This is a genomic window from Granulicella cerasi, from assembly GCF_025685575.1.
Taxonomy (GTDB): domain Bacteria; phylum Acidobacteriota; class Terriglobia; order Terriglobales; family Acidobacteriaceae; genus Granulicella; species Granulicella cerasi.
The window spans coordinates 330,855-348,648 of sequence record NZ_JAGSYD010000003.1 but is presented as its reverse complement, the minus strand read 5'-3'; the positions used below and the strand labels follow the sequence as shown (position 1 = coordinate 348,648).

At 62.5% G+C, this 17,794-nt stretch carries 15 protein-coding genes; 9 read left to right on the top strand and 6 right to left on the bottom strand.

What is annotated here, in order from left to right; all coding sequences use genetic code 11:
• The first annotated feature begins 5 nt into the window (after window positions 1–5).
• A complete protein-coding gene (locus tag OHL11_RS11100; protein ID WP_263371573.1) occupies window positions 6–1,049 on the top strand; it encodes a hypothetical protein in 1,044 nt (347 codons plus the stop codon).
• A 118-nt stretch (window positions 1,050–1,167) separates the two neighbouring features.
• On the top strand, window positions 1,168–2,196 hold the full coding sequence (locus OHL11_RS11095) for a hypothetical protein (protein ID WP_263371572.1): 1,029 nt from the start codon (window positions 1,168–1,170) through the stop codon (window positions 2,194–2,196).
• A gap of 85 nt (window positions 2,197–2,281) precedes the next feature.
• On the opposite strand, the gene OHL11_RS11090 is transcribed toward OHL11_RS11095, so the two are convergent.
• From OHL11_RS11090 to OHL11_RS11075, 4 genes are all read right to left on the bottom strand, one after another.
• Window positions 2,282–3,268 (bottom strand): tagatose 1,6-diphosphate aldolase, encoded by a 987-nt coding sequence (locus OHL11_RS11090; RefSeq protein WP_317890654.1) that lies wholly within the window; start codon window positions 3,266–3,268, stop codon window positions 2,282–2,284.
• 132 nt (window positions 3,269–3,400) lie between these two features.
• Window positions 3,401–3,889 (bottom strand): hypothetical protein, encoded by a 489-nt coding sequence (locus OHL11_RS11085; protein ID WP_263371570.1) that lies wholly within the window; start codon window positions 3,887–3,889, stop codon window positions 3,401–3,403.
• Window positions 3,890–3,913: 24 nt separating this feature from the next.
• Window positions 3,914–5,446 carry a sigma-54-dependent transcriptional regulator gene (locus OHL11_RS11080; RefSeq protein WP_263371569.1) on the bottom strand — a complete coding sequence of 511 codons (1,533 nt, stop codon included), beginning with the start codon at window positions 5,444–5,446 and terminating at the stop codon, window positions 3,914–3,916.
• A complete protein-coding gene (locus tag OHL11_RS11075; RefSeq protein WP_263371568.1) occupies window positions 5,440–6,276 on the bottom strand; it encodes a sensor histidine kinase in 837 nt (278 codons plus the stop codon). The genes OHL11_RS11080 and OHL11_RS11075 overlap by 7 nt, the downstream gene beginning before the upstream one ends.
• Before the next feature lie 423 nt (window positions 6,277–6,699).
• Between OHL11_RS11075 and rph the strand changes: the two genes are divergently transcribed.
• From rph to OHL11_RS11040, 7 genes are all read left to right on the top strand, one after another.
• Window positions 6,700–7,440: a ribonuclease PH gene (gene rph, locus OHL11_RS11070; RefSeq protein ID WP_263371567.1), complete on the top strand. Its 741-nt coding sequence runs from the start codon at window positions 6,700–6,702 to the stop codon at window positions 7,438–7,440.
• 2 nt (window positions 7,441–7,442) lie between these two features.
• Window positions 7,443–7,826 (top strand): hypothetical protein, encoded by a 384-nt coding sequence (locus tag OHL11_RS11065; protein ID WP_263371566.1) that lies wholly within the window; start codon window positions 7,443–7,445, stop codon window positions 7,824–7,826.
• A gap of 11 nt (window positions 7,827–7,837) precedes the next feature.
• Window positions 7,838–8,110, top strand: coding sequence for a UBP-type zinc finger domain-containing protein (locus OHL11_RS11060; protein ID WP_263371565.1), 273 nt, complete (start codon window positions 7,838–7,840; stop codon window positions 8,108–8,110).
• Window positions 8,111–8,168: 58 nt separating this feature from the next.
• Window positions 8,169–8,399 carry a CDGSH iron-sulfur domain-containing protein gene (locus OHL11_RS11055; protein ID WP_263371564.1) on the top strand — a complete coding sequence of 77 codons (231 nt, stop codon included), beginning with the start codon at window positions 8,169–8,171 and terminating at the stop codon, window positions 8,397–8,399.
• Window positions 8,400–8,529: 130 nt separating this feature from the next.
• Complete coding sequence (locus OHL11_RS11050) at window positions 8,530–10,452, top strand: CocE/NonD family hydrolase (RefSeq protein ID WP_263372065.1); 1,923 nt, start codon at window positions 8,530–8,532, stop codon at window positions 10,450–10,452.
• Between the two features lie 150 nt (window positions 10,453–10,602).
• Complete coding sequence (locus OHL11_RS11045) at window positions 10,603–11,799, top strand: hypothetical protein (RefSeq protein WP_263371563.1); 1,197 nt, start codon at window positions 10,603–10,605, stop codon at window positions 11,797–11,799.
• Window positions 11,800–11,970: 171 nt separating this feature from the next.
• Window positions 11,971–15,018 (top strand): TonB-dependent receptor, encoded by a 3,048-nt coding sequence (locus OHL11_RS11040; protein ID WP_263371562.1) that lies wholly within the window; start codon window positions 11,971–11,973, stop codon window positions 15,016–15,018.
• A gap of 68 nt (window positions 15,019–15,086) precedes the next feature.
• On the opposite strand, the gene OHL11_RS11035 is transcribed toward OHL11_RS11040, so the two are convergent.
• Both OHL11_RS11035 and OHL11_RS11030 read right to left on the bottom strand, forming a co-directional pair.
• Entirely contained in the window at window positions 15,087–16,445 is a 1,359-nt protein-coding gene (locus OHL11_RS11035) for an NAD-dependent succinate-semialdehyde dehydrogenase (protein WP_263371561.1), read from the bottom strand.
• A gap of 22 nt (window positions 16,446–16,467) precedes the next feature.
• Window positions 16,468–17,790, bottom strand: a complete 1,323-nt coding sequence (locus OHL11_RS11030; RefSeq protein ID WP_263371560.1) for a M20 family metallo-hydrolase — start codon at window positions 17,788–17,790, stop codon at window positions 16,468–16,470.
• Window positions 17,791–17,794: the final 4 nt, after the last annotated feature.

Here is a 17,794-nt window from a genome sequence, read left to right as displayed (position 1 = left end):
TACAAATGATTTCTACCCTTGCACGACTTTCTGCGGTCGCATGTATTGCAGCGCTTTCGGGCTGCTCGTCGAACTCAAACACCGCGTCCATGGGCGCATATACGGATAACTACGGCAGCTATTCGCAGACTTACACGGTGCCGTATGTGGGCTCGCCCGACTTCAGCAACCTCACCACGACGTTGAAGGTGAGCGTACAGGTGAACGGTGGCACGACCTCGAGCTATACGGTCGATACCGGCTCGGTGGGCGTGGTCGTTCCTGCGAGCGAGATTCCGAATCTGCCGTCCAACGGCACGGTCGGTAGCCTGACGTATTCCTCGAGTGGCCTGAAGTTGACGGGCACCTGGGTGACCCTGCCTGTGAGCTTCCCCTCGGCGACCTTCTCCGGTGGTGGATCGCGTATCGCGACGGCGAACGTACCGGTGCTTGCTGTGACGAGTGGCACTTGCACCGGCTCCGGCGTGAACTCCGCGAACTGCACGGGCGCGATTCCGCACATGCTGGGCGTGGGTTATGGCCGCGGCACAGACCTGACGACGTCGCCGCCGTATAACGCGTTCCTCAACCTTGCGGAGATGACCGCAGGCACGATGCGTCGTGGATATTCGATTGCGCGCACGGGCATCACACTCGGCATTACGACGACGAGCGCGTCCGGCTTCGCGATGCAGAAGCTCACGAGCGCGGGCACACCCGCTTCGGGGTCGAAGAATGATTGGACGACGGTGAGTGGCAGCTTTACAGTAGGCAGCGGTGGGCCTTACTCGGGAACGATTCTGCTGGATACCGGCTTGCTGAACATGATCGTCGAAGATGCAAGCCTGCCGCAGAGCGGAACCCTGAGTAAGGGCACGAAGATGGGTGTGACGATCGGCAACCAGAACTACTCGTTTGCGGTGACCGACGGCGGCGTGCAGACGCCGACGAGCGTGAGCTACGCCAGCGCTTCGCATGGCACGTTCATGAACACGGGCCTGCGCGCGCTGGGGCACTTCGACTATCTCTTCGACGCTGATGGTGGCTACGCAGGTTTGCGACCAGAGTAGACGACATCCTTTCGTAATGCAGCGATCCTTCGTGCGTCGACATACACTCGCCGCACGGAGGACATACCTGATGCAGAAGAAGTCGTTGGTGGCATCGATTTGTAGCGCTTTGGTAGTGATGGCAACCGTAGGATGCGGTGCTGGGCCCCTTGCCTCGAACAGTGGAATTACGAAGATCGCGACGCCCTCGGTTGCGAGCACGTACTACAGCAACTACTCGCAGTTTTATAAGGTGCCGTTTGTCGGCTCGCCCGATTTCTCCAACCTGACAAGCACGCTGAAGGTTCATGCGCAGGCCAATGGTGGCACGGTGAGTTCGTTCACGGTCGACACCGGATCGGTCGGCATGATTCTGCCGGCGAGCGAGATCCCGAACCTGCCTGCGGGCACGGCGGGAAGCATCACGTATTCGTCGAGCGGGTTGAAGCTGACGGGAACGTGGTCCACCGTGACGGTGAGTTTTCCGGACTCCACGAATGAGAGCGGTAGCAGCGTAGCAGCCACAGCGACGATTCCTGTGTTGGCCGTAACGAGCGGAACGTGCCTCGGTACTGGTGTGAACTCGGCGAATTGTACCGGCGCGATTCCCCATATGCTGGGCATCGGCTTCGGCCGCGGCACGACGTTGACGACTTCGCCTCCGTATAACGCAGCACTGAACCTGACCGAGATGGTTGCGGGTACGATGCGGCGTGGTTATCTGATCAAGCGCGCAGGTCTGTATCTCGGGCTCACGCCATCAACGGTGGGTGATAGCTTCGGCACGCAGCAGTTGACCAGCGCGGGTACGCCAGCCTCGGGTACGCATAACGATTGGGTGACGCCGACGGGTGGCTTTGCGATCGGTACGGGCAGTGAGTTGGTCGGCACTTCGCTCGTTGATACCGGCCTGCTGAACATGATCATCGAGGACTCGTCGTTGGCTTCGAGTGGCACGGTGGCGAGCGGGACGCAGATCACCGTGTACGTCGGCACGCATGACTACATCATCACGGTTGGCGGAACGAGTGGCGCAACACCGACGAGCGTGAGCTATGCGAATCCGTCGCACGGCACATTCATCAACACGGGCCTTCGCGCGCTGTATCACTACGACGTGCTCTATGACGCTGACGCGGGGCTGTACGGGCTCTGGTACATCCAGTAGCGGATCATGCGGAAAAGAGAAAGCCCGCCGTGATGGCGGGCTTTCTTTCGTTGTCGTGGAACCCTTTCAGGAAGACGATTCGGAGTTATGCGTTGACCTTCTCGGTCCATGGCGTTGCAGAGGCGAGCGCGCGGTTCACGTTCTCGATGTTCTCGACGCCGGTGGTTTCGAGCCATTGGCGGAAGGCTGCTTCGCCGTCCTTCGCATAGATCGAGATGCCGTCCTTCCACGTTGCACGACCGCAGAGAACGCCGTTGTACTTCACACCAGATTCGCCTGCGAGTTCGAGCGTTTCGATGAAGACCGGGTTCGATACGCCAGCCGAGAGATAGATGAACGGAAGCTCGGTGACCGAAGCGACTTCCACGAAGAGCGCCTTCGCTTCTTCGCGCGTGTAAGCGGCTTCGCCCTTGAAGGCCTTCGTGCCCTGCACGAACTCCATGACGATCGGCACTTCGACCTTCAGCACGTCTACACCGTAGCGGGGCTTGGAGAACTCTTCCATGGCACCACGCACGATGGATGGCTTCTTCTTTGCGTACTCGACGGTCTTCTCATCGCCGCCCTCGGCGTCATAGCCGACGAACTCGAGGAAGAAGGGAATATCAAAAGCCTTGCACTCTGCACCGATGCGCTCGATCCATGCGTGCTTGAACTCGTTCACTTCCTTGGTGTCGAAGGGCGTGTAGTAAAGCAGGATCTTGATGCAGTCCGCGCCAGCTTCCTTAAGGCGCTGGACGCTCCAGACGTGGAGCAAATCAGGCAAGCGGCCGGGCGTGTTTGCATCGTAGCCGGTCTTCTCGTAGGCGAGCAGAAGGCCCTTGCCGTTCAGGTTCTGCGCAGCGGGCAGACCGTACTCGGGGTCCAGCAGGATGGCCGATGCGTGCTTGGTCAGTACGTCGGTGACGTTGGTCTTGAAGACTTCGAGATCGTGGCTGCTTGACTGTCCGCCGCGCTCCTTGGCGATCGACTTCTGCAACGAGCCGCGCTGGTCCATGGCGGCTGCAGCGATCACGCCGCGCGCGTCGGAAACGGCCTTGAGTCCTGCAAGCTTACCGGGGGTCAATGTAATCATGCGTTCTCCTCTGCTGGATGAGACGCACATTCTGCTGCGCGTGTCTCTCAAGGCGGATTTTACACAGCAAAAGTGAGAGGAGTCGCCGCGCACCGCACGAATATCGCGCACTCGTGCGATGCGCGGACGCTATAGTGCTCGCAGCCTGTCGCGCAGATCGCCCGCGAGTTCGACGAGATGCCGCAGCTTCGGCGCGGTCGCCGGTGTGGCTTCGCGCAGGGCGAGTTGCGACTCCAGCAGCAGGCCGGTGAGCGAGGCGTTCAACTCGTTTTGCAGCGCGATCGCCGCTTGCTGATGCGCGATCTGCTGATCATGCGCACGGCGACGCAGAGCGGTTTTCACCTGACGCGCGATGCGTGGCACGCCGGTGAGCGAGAAGCTCATCTCCAGCACGATCGCGCCGCCTGCGTTCTGATAGAGCGCGTCGGTGGCTTCCTGATCGGGCGCGGTCAGCTCTTCGTCAAGCAGTACCACGCTGTACTCGTTGCGCCGCAGTTGCGCGAGTCCGACGCGACGGTTCGGCGCAAGCTCGAGCGCGCGATCAAGCTCGCGCCGCAGCGCGTCGGCGACAGGGCGGCCGCTGGCTTCGGGCGAAACGATGAGGATGGGGTAGGGCATCGTGGCGGTTCCTTTCTGGTGGCGTTAGCGGAGGTCGGCGTCATCGCCGAGGCCGTACTCCTTGAGCTTGCGGTAGAGCGTCGTCTTGCCGATGCCGAGTAGCTTGGCAGCCATCAGCTTGTCGCCGCGAAGCTGACGGATCGTGTTGAGGATCGCCTGCTTCTCCATCTCGGCGATGGACTGCACAACGGGCTGGCCGTTGGCGGCCATCGTCATGCCCGGGACGGCGGTGGGCATGTGGTGTGGCTCGAGGTACTGCGACTGGCCGCCCGCGAGGTGGAAACGGTGGTCCTGCATCTGCGTGGGGAAGTCGCCGAGGTGCAGCACCGGGCCGCTCGACAGCGCGCAGGCACGCTCGATGGCGTGCTCGAGTTCGCGCACGTTGCCAGGCCAGTCATACTGCATCAGCAGCGAGATCGCATCATCGGCGAAGGTGTAGTTCATGCTGTTCTCGCGCCTCATGCGGTCGAGCACGTGCGCGGCCAGCAGCGGAATATCGCTCTTACGCTCGCGTAGCGGCGGAACGCGGATGTTCACGACGTTCAGGCGGAAGAAGAGGTCTTTGCGGAAGCGGCCCTGCTCGACCATCTGTGCGAGATCGCGATTCGTGGCCGCGACGATGCGCGCCGAGATGGGTACCGAGTGCGTTGCGCCGACCGGACGCACCTCACGCTCCTGCAGCGCGCGCAGGAGTTTCGCTTGCAGGTCGAGAGGAAGCTCGCCGATCTCGTCGAGGAAGACGGTGCCACGCTCGGCGGCGGCCAGCAGACCGACCTTGCTGCGGTTGGCTCCGGTGAACGCTCCTTTCACGTGCCCGAAGAGTTCGCTCTCGATCAGCGTGGGTACGAGTGCACCGCAGTCCACGGGGATAAACGGCCGTGACTTGTTGGGGCCGTTCTGGTGAATCGAGCGTGCGATGAGCTCTTTGCCCGTGCCGGACTCGCCGAGGATGAGCACAGGGTGTGTGGTGTAGGCGACCTTGCTCAGGATGCGATACAGCTTCTCCATCACGGGCGATTTGCCGACCAACATGCCGAGACCGTTGCCGGTGCGCAGCTTCTCGCGCAGCGCGCGGCTTTCGGCGTCGAAGGTGCGGCGTTGTGCGGCGCGTTCGAGCGTAGTGGTCAGCTCCTCCAGCGTGAAGGGCTTGGTAAGGTAATCGCCTGCACCGATGCGCATGGCTTCTACGGCGGTCTTCACCGACGCGTACGCCGTCATCACGACGACGATCATCGATGGATGTGCGGTGCGGACTTCGTCGAGCAGCGTGAGTCCGCTGCCGCCGGGCATATGCAGGTCAAGCAGCAGGAGGTCGGTAGCGCGCTCGGCCAGGGCCGCACGGGCCTGCAGCGCGTCAGCGGCTTCGGTGACTTGGAAGCCGAGAGTGCGGGCGATCTCGGCGCAGGCGCGACGCACGGAGGCGTCGTCGTCCACGACGAGCACCTCCATGGGCGGCGTGCCCGCGGCGGCGACACGTTCCGCGGCGGTTTGCGTCAGCGGGGTGCGGCGCGGGGCCTCGGGGCGAGCATCTCGCGGAGCGGGACGTCCACTTAGCATGAGGTGCACTTCCTTTCGATGGAAATGACCTGGCAGACTTGCTCGCTGAGGTCGGTGCGCGCCCAGGAGTAGACGAAGATGGTGCCCTGACCGGGATGCACGGTGAGTTCCATACGTGCGCCGCTGGCCGCGGCAAGCTCCTGCAGAATGCGATGGCCGAGGCCGCCGCGCGGGCCGGGCTTCGCGTCCTCGGTGGAACCGGCGAAGCGTGCAGCCGTAACCATCTCCATGCCGGGGCCGTTGTCGGCCACGGTAAGCCACAAGCGGCCGCAGGAGTCCGTAAGCGTGATGTCGATGTGGCGAGAGAGGCGCCGCGATCGCCGCAGCGCCGAGGCGGAGTTGCGAACGAGGTTGACGACCATGCGCTCCAGCATCTCGGCTGTAAGCGCGGCAGGCAGCGTCGCGCGGCTGGGGGTGGTCAGGCGAAGCTGCGCGGGGCGAGCAAGTGGCTCCAGCAGCGGGCGAAGCGCGTGCAGGACATCGCTGGCGACGGGCTGTGTCGGCAGGGTCACCGGCGCTTCGCCGGGAACCCTCTCCACGACGCGGTCACGGTCGTCGGAGAGGGCGACGAGCCGATTCATCAGGCTGCTCGAACGGGCCGAGAGCAGACGAAGCTCTTCGATGTAGTGCTTGTGTTCGGGCTGAAGGACGCCGGGCGCGTCCAGCAGATCGCAATAAAGAGAGAGCGCTCCGAGAAGGTTGTTGGCGTCGTGCGCGAGTCCTGCGCCTTCTGCGATGGAGGATGTGACTTCGTGAGCGGTCGACGTGTCGGCGACGGCGAACGGGAGGGGGGTGCTTGCGGCTCTGTTGCTCAGCGAGTGCGCCTGCATAGGGTTCTCCGGGTTGTAGGAAATGTGGTTACCGGTGTTGTGATTCCTTGGTTACACGTTGCGTGCCAAAGTGGAACATTGCGGTCAAGTGTTCTGAAATGAATGTCTTACGATTTTGAGAGTAACGCATGATGATCGCCGTATTTTCCCAATATGGGCTGGACGCGACCGGTTGCACGAAAATGGGGCGAAATTCCCGCAAGAGCGAATTCCCGATTTGGTTTTTATTCCGGTATTGGGAATATTTTCCCGCGTTCCGGTGGTGAAATCTTCCTACTGAATCGTTTTGGTGCGGGAAAAGGTAACCACTGTGGTTCTGAACTGGCAAGTTTCCCGGTTTGGGGGATGGCACTGGGCACTGGCGGCGGTTACCGCCGTGCATGGGCGGTGCGACGACGGTAGTGGGTGGGCTAGGATTACGGGATGGCAGTGGAAGAACTTTTTCGTAGTGAAGGCCGTGCAGCCGACCAGGCTCGCACGCTGAAGATGACGCCGAACTTTGTGCAGACGGCCGAGGGATCGGTACTGATCGAGGTTGGCCATACGCGCGTGCTGTGCAACGCGAGCATTGAGCCGACGGTGCCGGGGTGGATGCGCAACTCCGGCAAGGGCTGGGTGACGGCAGAGTATTCGATGTTGCCGCGCGCGACGCTGACGCGCACACCACGCGAGAGCGAGCGCGGCAAGATTGGCGGGCGCACGCATGAGATTCAGCGGCTGATCGGTCGTTCGCTGCGCTCGGTCATGGACCTGAAGGCGTTGGGCGAACGTTCGATTGTGCTGGACTGCGACGTGATTCAAGCCGACGGCGGTACGCGTACGGCGGCGATCACCGGTGCGGCGACTGCTCTGGCGATTGCGCTGAACAAGCTGGTCTCTGCGGGCACGCTGAAGGCTTCGCCGATGCGCGAGATGGTGGCGGCGACTTCGGTGGGGATCGTCGACGGCCGCGTGTTGCTGGATCTTGCGTACGAGGAAGATGCTCGTGCGGAGGTTGACATGAACGTGGTGATGACGGCCTCGGGCGGATTTGTGGAGACGCAGGCGACGGCCGAGCGCGAGCCTTATTCGCGGGCGCAGCTGGATGAGATGTTGCGTGTATCGGAAGCGGGAATTCAGCAGTTGTTGAAGGCGCAGCAGGAATGCTTGCAGAGGGCGGTGTAACGATGCGTCGAGTGTTGATGGGTGTTTTGGCGTTGGGGATGATGCTGCCGTTGGCGGCGTCGGCGCAGAAGTCGCGCTACTCGTCCTCAGGCGACGTGGAGTTGCAGTACCCGCTGGTTGCGCATGTGACGCACGCGTTCCTGGTGCCGGTGATGGGCGCGGCAGAAGGCGCCGGTTCGTCGGAGCTGCATGTGGAGGCGATCATCGACGGCACGAAGTATGAGCTGAAGACAAACGCCTCGGGGATGTTGCATCCGGGAGAGTTTCGCTGCCGCGAGTTGAAGATCAACGAGTCGAAAGCGGGCTGGTATTCGCGTCAGTACGAACTGCTCTTTGATGACGGTACGCACGTGATGTTCAAGGTTGTTGGCGAAAGCTCGAACTAAAGGAGTCCTGCATGGCTTGTCATCACTTCGATTCGATTGAGATCAACGACAGCGCGAAGGCCGCACACGCCAAGGGCTGCGCGGAGTGCATCGCGATGGGCGATGGATGGCTGCATCTGCGCGAGTGTCTGGAGTGTGGGCACGTGGGCTGTTGTGACTCCTCGAAGAACAAACATGCGACCAAGCATTTCCACGCGGTGAAGCATCCGACGATCCGTTCCGTGGAGCCCGGCGAGAGCTGGGGATGGTGCTATGTCGATGAGGTGATGGTCGAGTTCGACTAGCGGACGCGTCATCCACGGCGACGGCTGCTATTCTGAGCCGGTTGGGAGGGCAACACACATGGCAGATGAAGCAGTTCACATTACGGTTCGTCCTAACGGACCGCTGCGTGTCGAAGGACACATCGTACTGAAGGACGCCGACGGCGCGGAGTGGGACCTGACGGGCAAGCCTGCGGTCAGCCTTTGCCGCTGTGGCCTGAGCGAGAAGCGTCCGTTCTGCGACGGCGCTCATGCGCGTCAGGGATGGCAGTGCAACACGAAGCCCGAAGGCAATCTGACCGGGCAGTAAAGAGAAACAAGTGGTTAGTGGTTAGTCGGCAGCGGTTTCGCTCGCTTTGCGAGCGGAGTCTCTGACTAACGACTAACCACTCACTACTTTTACGCGGCCCTGAGCCGCATAGGAGGCTTCATTGCATCGAGTGCTGCGGGTGTTCGCGATCATCGTCTTCTCTGCGGGAGCCTCGGTTTCCGCGCAGCGCAATCCGCAGCCTGCAGGCGTGGTGATGCCGGAGTATGTGCGCACTGAGGTGATGATTCCGGCGCGCGATGGCGTCGAGTTGCATACCGTAATCCTGCGGCCGAAGGGGAGCGAGACGAACGGGCCGAAGCTGCCGATCATGATGCAGCGCACGCCGTATGGCGTGGACGGCTATGAGGCCATCACGATCACCGGCGGCAAGCCGGAGCTCGCCGCGAGTGGTTACATCTGGGTCTTTCAGGACATTCGCGGACGCTACAAGTCGGGCGGCACGTTTGTGATGATGCGCCCGGTCGTAGAGCACAAGACGAAGCAGGACATCGACGAGACGACCGACACGTATGACACGGTTGAGTGGCTGCTGAAGAACCTGCCGAACAACAACGGCCGCGTCGGCGCCTGGGGTATCAGCTATCCCGGATTTCTGGCGATGATGGCGGGGCTTCATGCGCATCCGGCGGTGAAGGCTGTGAGCCCGCAGGCGCCGATGGGCGATGTGTGGCTGGGCGACGACTTCTTCCATAACGGCGCGTTCCGCGAGACGTATGGCTTTGACTACGTGCAGCAGCTTGAGGCGCAGAAGACCGACAAGCGTCAGGACTCGAGCGAAGACCAGTACGACTTCTTCCTGAAGCACACGAACTTTGCCGATGCGGCTGCGAGCGCGGGCATGACGAACCTGCCGACGGCGCAGTTGTTCCTGACCAACCCCAACTACACGCAGCTTTGGCGTGACAAGAGCGAGCTGCGCCAGCTTCGCGCGCCCGAGGTGGCGGTGCTGCAGGTCGGTGGCTTCTGGGATCAGGAAGACATGTTTGGCCCGCAGGCGGAGTACACCGCACAGCGCGCGCAGGAGAAAGCCGGCGACGCGAAGCACAAGGTCTTCATGGTGCTGGGACCGTGGAACCACGGCGGTTGGGCGCGCGGACCGGGCAGTTCGCTGGGCAACACCTTCGGCCGCGCGCAGTTTGTTGAAGCGACAGGACAACAGTACCGCACGCAGTTTGAAGCGCCGTTCTTTGAGTGGTATCTGAAGGACCGCAAGGGCTTTGATCTGGAAGACACGGCAAGCTTCCGCACGGGCGAGAACCAATGGCATCGCTATGCGGCGTGGCCGCCGGTGCAGGGTTTCAAGCCCGCGAAATTCTATCTGGAAGCGAACCACATGCTGACGGGTAAGGCGCCGGCCGAGGTGAAGGAGAACTCCGTCGAGAGCCGCGCGGGCAGCTATGTGAGCGATCCGGCGAACCCGGTGCCGTATCGTCATCGTCCGGTGCAGTCGACGTATGGTGATCACTCGATCTGGCGTCAGTGGCTGGTGGAAGATCAGAGCTTCGTCGAAGACCGTGCGGATGTGGCGAACTTCGACACGCCGGTTCTCGACAAAGATGTGACGGTGACCGGCGACGTGCTGGCGGATTTGTACGCGGCGACGACCGGCAGCGATGGTGATTGGATCGTGAAGCTGATTGACATCTACCCCGATGGCACGGGATTCCCGACGACCGCGGCAGAGGATGCGCCGAAGACGCAGCGGTATGAGTTGATGGTCGCAAGCGAGATCCTGCGCGGACGCTATCGCAAGAGCTTCGAGAAGCCCGAAGCGGTGAAGCCGGGAGAGGTAGCCGAGTACAAGTGGAGCCTGCACGGCGTGGACCACACGTTCCTGAAGGGCCATCGCATCCGCGTCGAGGTGCAGTCAACGTGGTTCCCGCTGTATGACCGCAATCCGCAGACTTGGGTGCCGAACATCATGACGGCTCCGGCGGAGGCGTATCAGAAACAGACGATCACGATCTTCGGCTCGGCGCGATATCCGTCGCATCTCGATGTAAACGTGCCGGATACGGTCACTCTGCCGTAAGGAAAATTTGTCAGTATCCTTGGATGTGTTTGCGACTTTGCGCGTGGCTGGAACGTATCTGGTACGGCACGGTAACTTCAGCGCGTCTTAAGCGTTGATGTGTGCAATAGAGGCATTGCAGTGCGGCACGGTTTCCAAGGAGTTTATTCAATGATTCGTTTTCGATCCGCGATTCTGGCAACGGCGGTAGCTCTCGGTCCGATTTCGCTGGGTAGCGTAGCTTTCGCGCAGGTTGCGCCAGCGGCTGCGGCTACTTCGCTCAAGGTCACGGGCACAGTGAAGTCTGTAGGTGCGGGCTCGCTGGTGATCACTTCTGCCAACGGTGACGTCGCGCTGACGCTGCCGGACGCGGCCAAAATTCTGCTGGTTGCACCGGGGAGCAAAGACCTGAAGTCGGCCATACCGGGTGCGGCTACGGACATCTCCGTGGGTGACCGCGCGCTGGTGACGGCGACCCCGGAGGCCGCTCCGGCGACTCCGTCGGTGCTGCGCGTGATCGTCATGAAGTCCGCGGCGATTGAAACAGCGCACGCTGCCGAAGAAGCTGCGTGGACGCAGGGCATCGGCGGCATTGTGAAGTCTGTGGATCCCACGACGGGCAAGCTGATGGTGGCGAGCGGCCAGAAAATGATCGCGGTTTCGACAACGCCGTCAACGATCGTGCGCCGCTACTCGGGCGGGTCTGTGCGCTTTGCGGATGCGACCGTGAGCACGCTGGGCTCGATCGGCGTAGGTGACCAGATTCGCGTACGCGGCACGAAGTCTCCGGACGGCACGGCGCTGACGGCGGATGAGATGGTCGCGGGTACCTTCCGCAACTTCTCGGGCCTGGTGACGGCGATTGATCCGGCGACGGGCGCGGTGACGCTGAAGGACCTCGCGAGCAAGAAAGTCGTAAAGGTCGAGGTGACCAAGGACAGCGACGTGCGCCGTCTGCCGCCGCAGATGGCGCAGATGATTGCGATGCGTTTGAAGGGACAGGCTTCGGCTGGGGCACCTTCGGGTGCTGCAGCTGCGGGCTCTCCTGCTGCCGGCGGTCGTCCTGCGGGCGGCTGGAACGGTGGCGGCGAAGGCGGCGATGCCCGCGCTCGTTCGCAGCGTGAAGGCTCGGGCCTGAGCAGCATCATGCAGCGTCTGCCGACGGAAACGCTCAGCGGTTTGAAGACCGGTGAAGCCGTGATGATCGTGGCGACACAGTCGTCGGCGGACTCGACGACGCCTTCCGCGGTAACCATGCTGGTCGGCGTGGACGCGATTCTGACGGCACCGAGCGGCGATACGATGACGCTCTCGCCGTGGGGTCTTGGCGGCTCCAGCGGAGCCGAAGCCGCAGGCGGCGTGCAGTAGCCGCTGACGGCAGTTCGTTGAATGCCGCTGACTATCTTTCGATAGGTGGGAGGGTTTGCCACTATTTCTGGCGGCTTTTTCCGCTCCCACCCGTCTTTCACAGTAGGAATCCAAAAGAGCAGGGGCTCACCCAGCCTTCAGTCCCTCTTGCAAAACATTCAGGAGCATTCCATGCCTTTGCACCACAAATGGTATAGCGCGGTCGTGTGTACTGCGGCAGTCTGCCTGCCGCTGATCAGCGCTGCCCAGACCTCCACCCCGGCGAACGTCCCCGCGACGGCCGGTCAACAGCAGGTACCCGTGACGGTGACGCAGAAGCCTTCGCCGGCGGAGGCCGTGAGCTCGCCGATTCAGTCCTTGGGCACCGGTGCGCAGTCGGCGCAACTGGGCGGCACCAAGGTGCACGGCACCATTAGCGATCCGGACGGCTACCCGATCCCCGGCGCGACGGTAAACCTGACGCCCAGCAAGGGTAATGGCATTTCGGCCACGGCGGGCGCTGACGGCTCGTATTCGTTGTCGGTGGCGCCGGGCCTGTATACGATCGTGGTGTCCATGAAGGGGTTCTCGTCCTACTCGGCGACCGGTGTGAAGATTCCCGCCGTGGCCGCGACGACGCTGGATGCGAAGCTGAAGGTTGGCGAGACGACGCAGGTCATCAATGTGGACGCGAGCGCGGTGCAGGTAAGCGTGGACCCGGACAATAACGCGAGCGCCATGATCCTCAGCGGCAAGGACCTCGACGCGCTGTCGGACGATCCCGATGAGCTTTCGAGCGAATTGTCGGCGCTGGCCGGGCCTTCCGCAGGACCGAACGGCGGCCAGATTTACGTGGACGGCTTCACCGGCGGACAGCTTCCGCCGAAGTCGTCGATCCGCGAAATCCGCATCAACCAGAACCCATTTTCGGCTCAGTATGACAAGCTCGGCTACGGCCGCATCGAGGTCTTCACCAAGCCCGGCACGGACAAGCTGCATGGTCAGTTCCAGACGAACTACAACCCGTCGCAGTTCAACACGGCGAACCCGCTGATCTCGTCAAATACCTACCAGGCGCCGTACCACACGCTCTTCATATTCGGCAGCATCACGGGACCGTTGAGCAAGTGGGCGTCGTTCTCCATCGGCGGCTCGCACCGTGACATCCAGGACCTCGGCATCACCAACGGCACGATCTACACGACGGCTGCTGGTTCGATCACGCCGTGCTCGCCGGGAGCAACAGGTTGCATCACGACCGGCCTGACAGTAGCGACGAAGACGCCGCAGTCGCGTACGGACTTCACTCCGCGTGTGGATCTCGCGCTCGGCGCGAACAACGTGCTGACGATCCGCTACCAGTTCAACCAGAACGATCAGAACAACCAGGGCATCTCTGGTTTCGTCCTGCCGTCTGCCGGTTACAACGAGACGAGCCAAAGCAACATTGTGCAGATCAGCGACACGCAGACGCTTAGCGCGCACGTCATCAACGAGACGCGTTTCGAGTATGAGCGCGAGCATACGGCGACGACGCCCTTCTCCACGGCGGCAAATATTATGGTTTCGGGTGCTTTCACCACCGGTGGCTACACGGGGCAGTACAGCTCCGATCACCAGGACCACTTCGAAGTGCAGAACTACACCTCGGTGCAGTTGAAGAAGAACTTCCTGCGCTTCGGTGGGCGTCTGCGCACGACGCGTGAAGCCATCAGCTCCTACGCGGGCTCGAACGGCGCATTCACGTACTCGAGCATCGGCAACTACGCGAGTGCCACGCCCACGCTGAGCCAGTTCTCGCGCACGGTGATCAACACACCGGTAACGAAGTTCACCCTGGCGGACGTTGGTCTGTATGCGGAAGATGACTGGAAGCCGATGAGCAACTTGACGATCAGCTACGGCGTTCGCTACGAAATTCAGAACCACCTCAGCAGCTCGAACAACGTGGCTCCGCGCTTGTCCTTCGCTTATGGTGTGGGCGATCCGAAGAAGCCTGTGGTTGTGCTGCGTGGCGGCTACGGCATCTTCTACGATCGCTTCGGCCAGTCGAACATCCTGAACACGCTGCGCTACAACGGACAGAACCAGCAGATCTACACGCTGACGAACCCGACAAACTGCACACCGACGCTGCCGATTTCGGCGACCAACTGCGCAGCATCGTCGACGACCGGTTCGACGCAGTACTCCACCGCAGGCAACCTGCGCACAGCGTATGTGCAGCAGTTTGCACTCGGTGCGGACCGCAACCTCGGCAAGATCGGCACAATGTCGGTGAACTACATTCACTCGCTTGGCCTGCATCAGCTTGCGATTCAGAACGCAAGCTGCGGCATCCTCGCCGTGGGACAGACTTGCGGCACGACGGGCACGCTCAACGATCAGTACTTCAGCCAGGGCGCGTTCCATCAGAACCAGCTCATGCTGAACGGTCGTGTGCAGACGACGAAGTGGCTCTCGATCTTCGGCTTCTACATGCTGAACTCGGCGCGCGGCAACGCTTCAGGCGCGGGCTCGTTCGTTTCAACACCTGGCAACTTGAATGCTGACATCGGCCGCACGACCTATGACGTTCGTCAGCGCGCGTTCGTGATGGGCAGCATCACACTGCCGAAGTTCATCTCGGTTTCGCCGTTCATCATCGCGCAGAGCGGCAACCCGGTGAACATCCTCGAAGGCCAGGACGTCAACAAGGACGGCGTCTTCAACGATCGCCCGTACCTCGTAGCGGACGGCACGCCGAACTCGGTGAAGTATGCAGGCTGCGGCTCGTTCCTTTCGCGCACGGCGTCGAATGCGAACGCGGCGACGATGTCGATTGCTCCGATCAACGATTGCTCGGGACCCGCACAGTTCACCACGAACGTCCGCGTGACGAAGACCTTCGGCTTCGGTGGATCGAAGAACAAGACCGACGTGCAGAGCGGTGGCGATGGTGGTCCCGGTCAAGGTGGACCGCCTCCGGGCGGTGGCCGTGGCGGCTCGCGTGGCGGTGGTGGTTCGCGCGGTGGCGGCCCCGGCGGCATGATGGGTGGCGGTGGCGCAAGCACCGGCCAGAAGTACAATCTCGCGGTTGGCTTCCAGGTGATGAACCTGTTCAACAACCACGACTACTCGTCGCCGGTGGGCATCATCAGCTCGCCGAACTTCGGCCAGAGCACGCAGTTGGCAGGCGGAACGTACACGGGCAACAACTCGTTGCAGCGCATCTCCGTGCAGGCTTCGTTTAACTTCTAGCGCGAAACGCAATGCAGACAAGGGCATGATCCACACGGATCGCGCCCCTGTTGTTTCTGGATCGAGGCTCAGGCCTTGACGACGGTCTTCGCGTTGAGGAACTCGCGCATACCTGCAGCAGCAAGTTCGCGGCCGTAGCCGGACTTCTTCACACCGCCGAACGGCAGGCGCGGGTCACTGGCGACGGGCGCGTTGAAGAAGACGCTCCCTGCTTCGAGGCGTTGCGCGAAGGCATCCTGTTCGCGAGGATCGTTCGTCCAGCAGCTTGCGCCGAGGCCGAACGGCGTGTCGTTCGCGAGTGCGATGGCATCGTCGAGGTCCTTCACACGGAAGAGCAATGCGAGCGGGCCGAAGGTTTCTTCCTTGGCGACGGCTGCGGTGCGTGGCACTTCCGCGATCAACGTTGGCTCGAAGTAGTTGCCATTGCCGACCATGCGTTCGCCGCCGCTGAGGATGCGGCCTCCCGCAGTCTTGCAGGCCTCGATCTGGGCTTCGAGATCATCGACGAGCTTCGGGGTAGCGAGCGGGCCGATGTCGGTCGTCGGCTTCATCGGGTCGCCGACGTTGAGCTTCTCGAATTCGGCGATGAAGCGGCTCTGGAACTCGGCGTAGATCTTCTCATGGACGAGGAAGCGCTTGGCCGCGATGCAGGACTGGCCGTTGTTGATCATGCGCGCCTTTACGGCGTTGGTGACGGCGGCTTCGAGATCGGCGGAGGGCATCACGATGAACGCATCGGAGCCGCCGAGTTCGAGCACGGTCTTCTTGATGAGCCAACCCGCCTGTGCGGCGACCGCGCGGCCTGCAGCTTCCGAACCGGTGACGGTGACTGCGGCGACGCGATCGTCGGCGAGGATAGTTTCGACGTGGCGCGCTTCGACGAGCAGCGTCTGGAAACAGCCGCGCGGGAAGCCTGCGCGGCGTACGAGCGCTTCGATCGCGATCGCGCATTGCGGCACGTTGCTCGCATGCTTCAGCAGGCCCACGTTGCCGGCCATCAGCGCGGGCGTGAGGAAGCGGAAGACCTGCCAGAGTGGAAAATTCCACGGCATGATGGCGAGCACGACGCCGAGCGGGTCCCAGCGCACAAAGCTGGCGCTGCGTTCAGTCTCGATCATCTCCGGCGCGAGGAAGCTCTCGGCATGCTCGGCGTAGAAGCGGCAGCAGACGGCGCACTTCTCCACCTCGGCCTGGGCTGCGGCAAGGGTCTTGCCCATCTCGCTGGTCATCAGCGCTGCGATCTCGTCGCGGTCCTGGTCGAGCAGCGAGGCGAGTCGGCGCATCCAGAAGATGCGATCCTCCATGCGCGTGCCGTTGCGGAAGGCCTGCTGGGCAAGGGCGAGGCGTTGCTCGAGCGCGTCGGGAGTCAGCGCGTCGTATGCGCGAAGGAGCTGGCCGGTTGCGGGATTGCGAGACTCAATTGCCATCGTGCCAACAGTTTACTGCGCTTTACGATGCCAGCGCGGCCAGGGTGCGAGCCAACACACGTGTGCCGAGCGCGATCTGCTCTGGCGTGGAGTACTCGTCCGGCCTGTGCGAGACGCCGTGGCGGCAGGGGATGAAGAGCATCGCCATGGGCGCGACGCGGGCCATGAAGTTGGAGTCATGGTACGCACGCGAAACCATCATGCGATAGCTCGCGTTCTCGGCTTTTGCAGAGGCCACGAGCGCGTCGAGGATCTTCGGCGCGGAGATCGCGGGCTCATCGGAGTTGATGACCTCTTCGGTGATCTTCACCCCGCGCTCACGGCTCACGCGGTCGATCTCTGCGCGCAGGCGCGTCATGCTGTTGTTGCGTCGCGCGACGTCGGTGTCGCGAATGTCGAGCATGAACTGCACGCGCGAAGGCACAGAGTTGACCGCGCCGGGAAAGATATCTACCTTGCCGACGGTCGCGACGGAGTCGACGCCGGTCTGGCCTGCGGCTGCGGATTGGGCGTTGGCTTCGCGGGTGAAGCGTTCGATGGCGAGGATGAGTTCGCTGGCGGCGGTGAGCGCGTCGCGGCGGTCGGGCATGAGCAGCGCGCCGGCGTGGCCGCCGAAGCCTTCGACGGTGTAGCGATAGCTCGCAGGCGCGGCGATGTTGGTGACGATGCCAAGGTCAATGCCTTCGCGCTCGAGCAGCGGGCCTTGCTCGATGTGCAGCTCGACCCAGGAGTCGTAGTAGTCGCTGGCAAGCTTCACGCTGGCGAGTGAGCCGGTGAAGCCGGCCTGCGCGCGCACTTGCTGCAACGTGAGGCCCTTCGGCGCGTCGGCTTCGGTTTCGCTTAGGCGGTCAGGGAGTGCGTCGGCCGCATCGGGATCGAGCACGCCGCCGAGCAGCCGCGAGCCGAGGCATCCGATGCCGAAGCGCGTGGGCTCTTCGCTGGTGAACATCAGCGTCTCGATGGAGCGACGCGGCTTGAAACCGGACTCTTTGAGCGAGCGCATCGCTTCGAGTCCGCCGAGCACGCCGACGGTGCCGTCGTACATGCCCGCGTGAGGGATGGCGTCCGTGTGCGAACCGGTGCCGACTGCGCCGAGCGTCGGGTCAGAGCCTTCCCAACGCAGGAAGGTGTTGCCGACGGCGTCTTCGCGGACGGTGAAGCCCGTGTCGGTGGCGAGTTGCTTCAGCCATGCGCGCGCTTCGAGGTCGCGCGGCGTGAAGACGATGCGCGTGACGGCTTGCGTCGGTGCGGGCAGAGACGTGTCCGTGGTCGGCGGGCAGTCGGTGATGCGCGCGAGGTGATGCAGTTCGGCGAGGAGGCGGTCGGTGTTGATGGTGAGAGTCATCGGT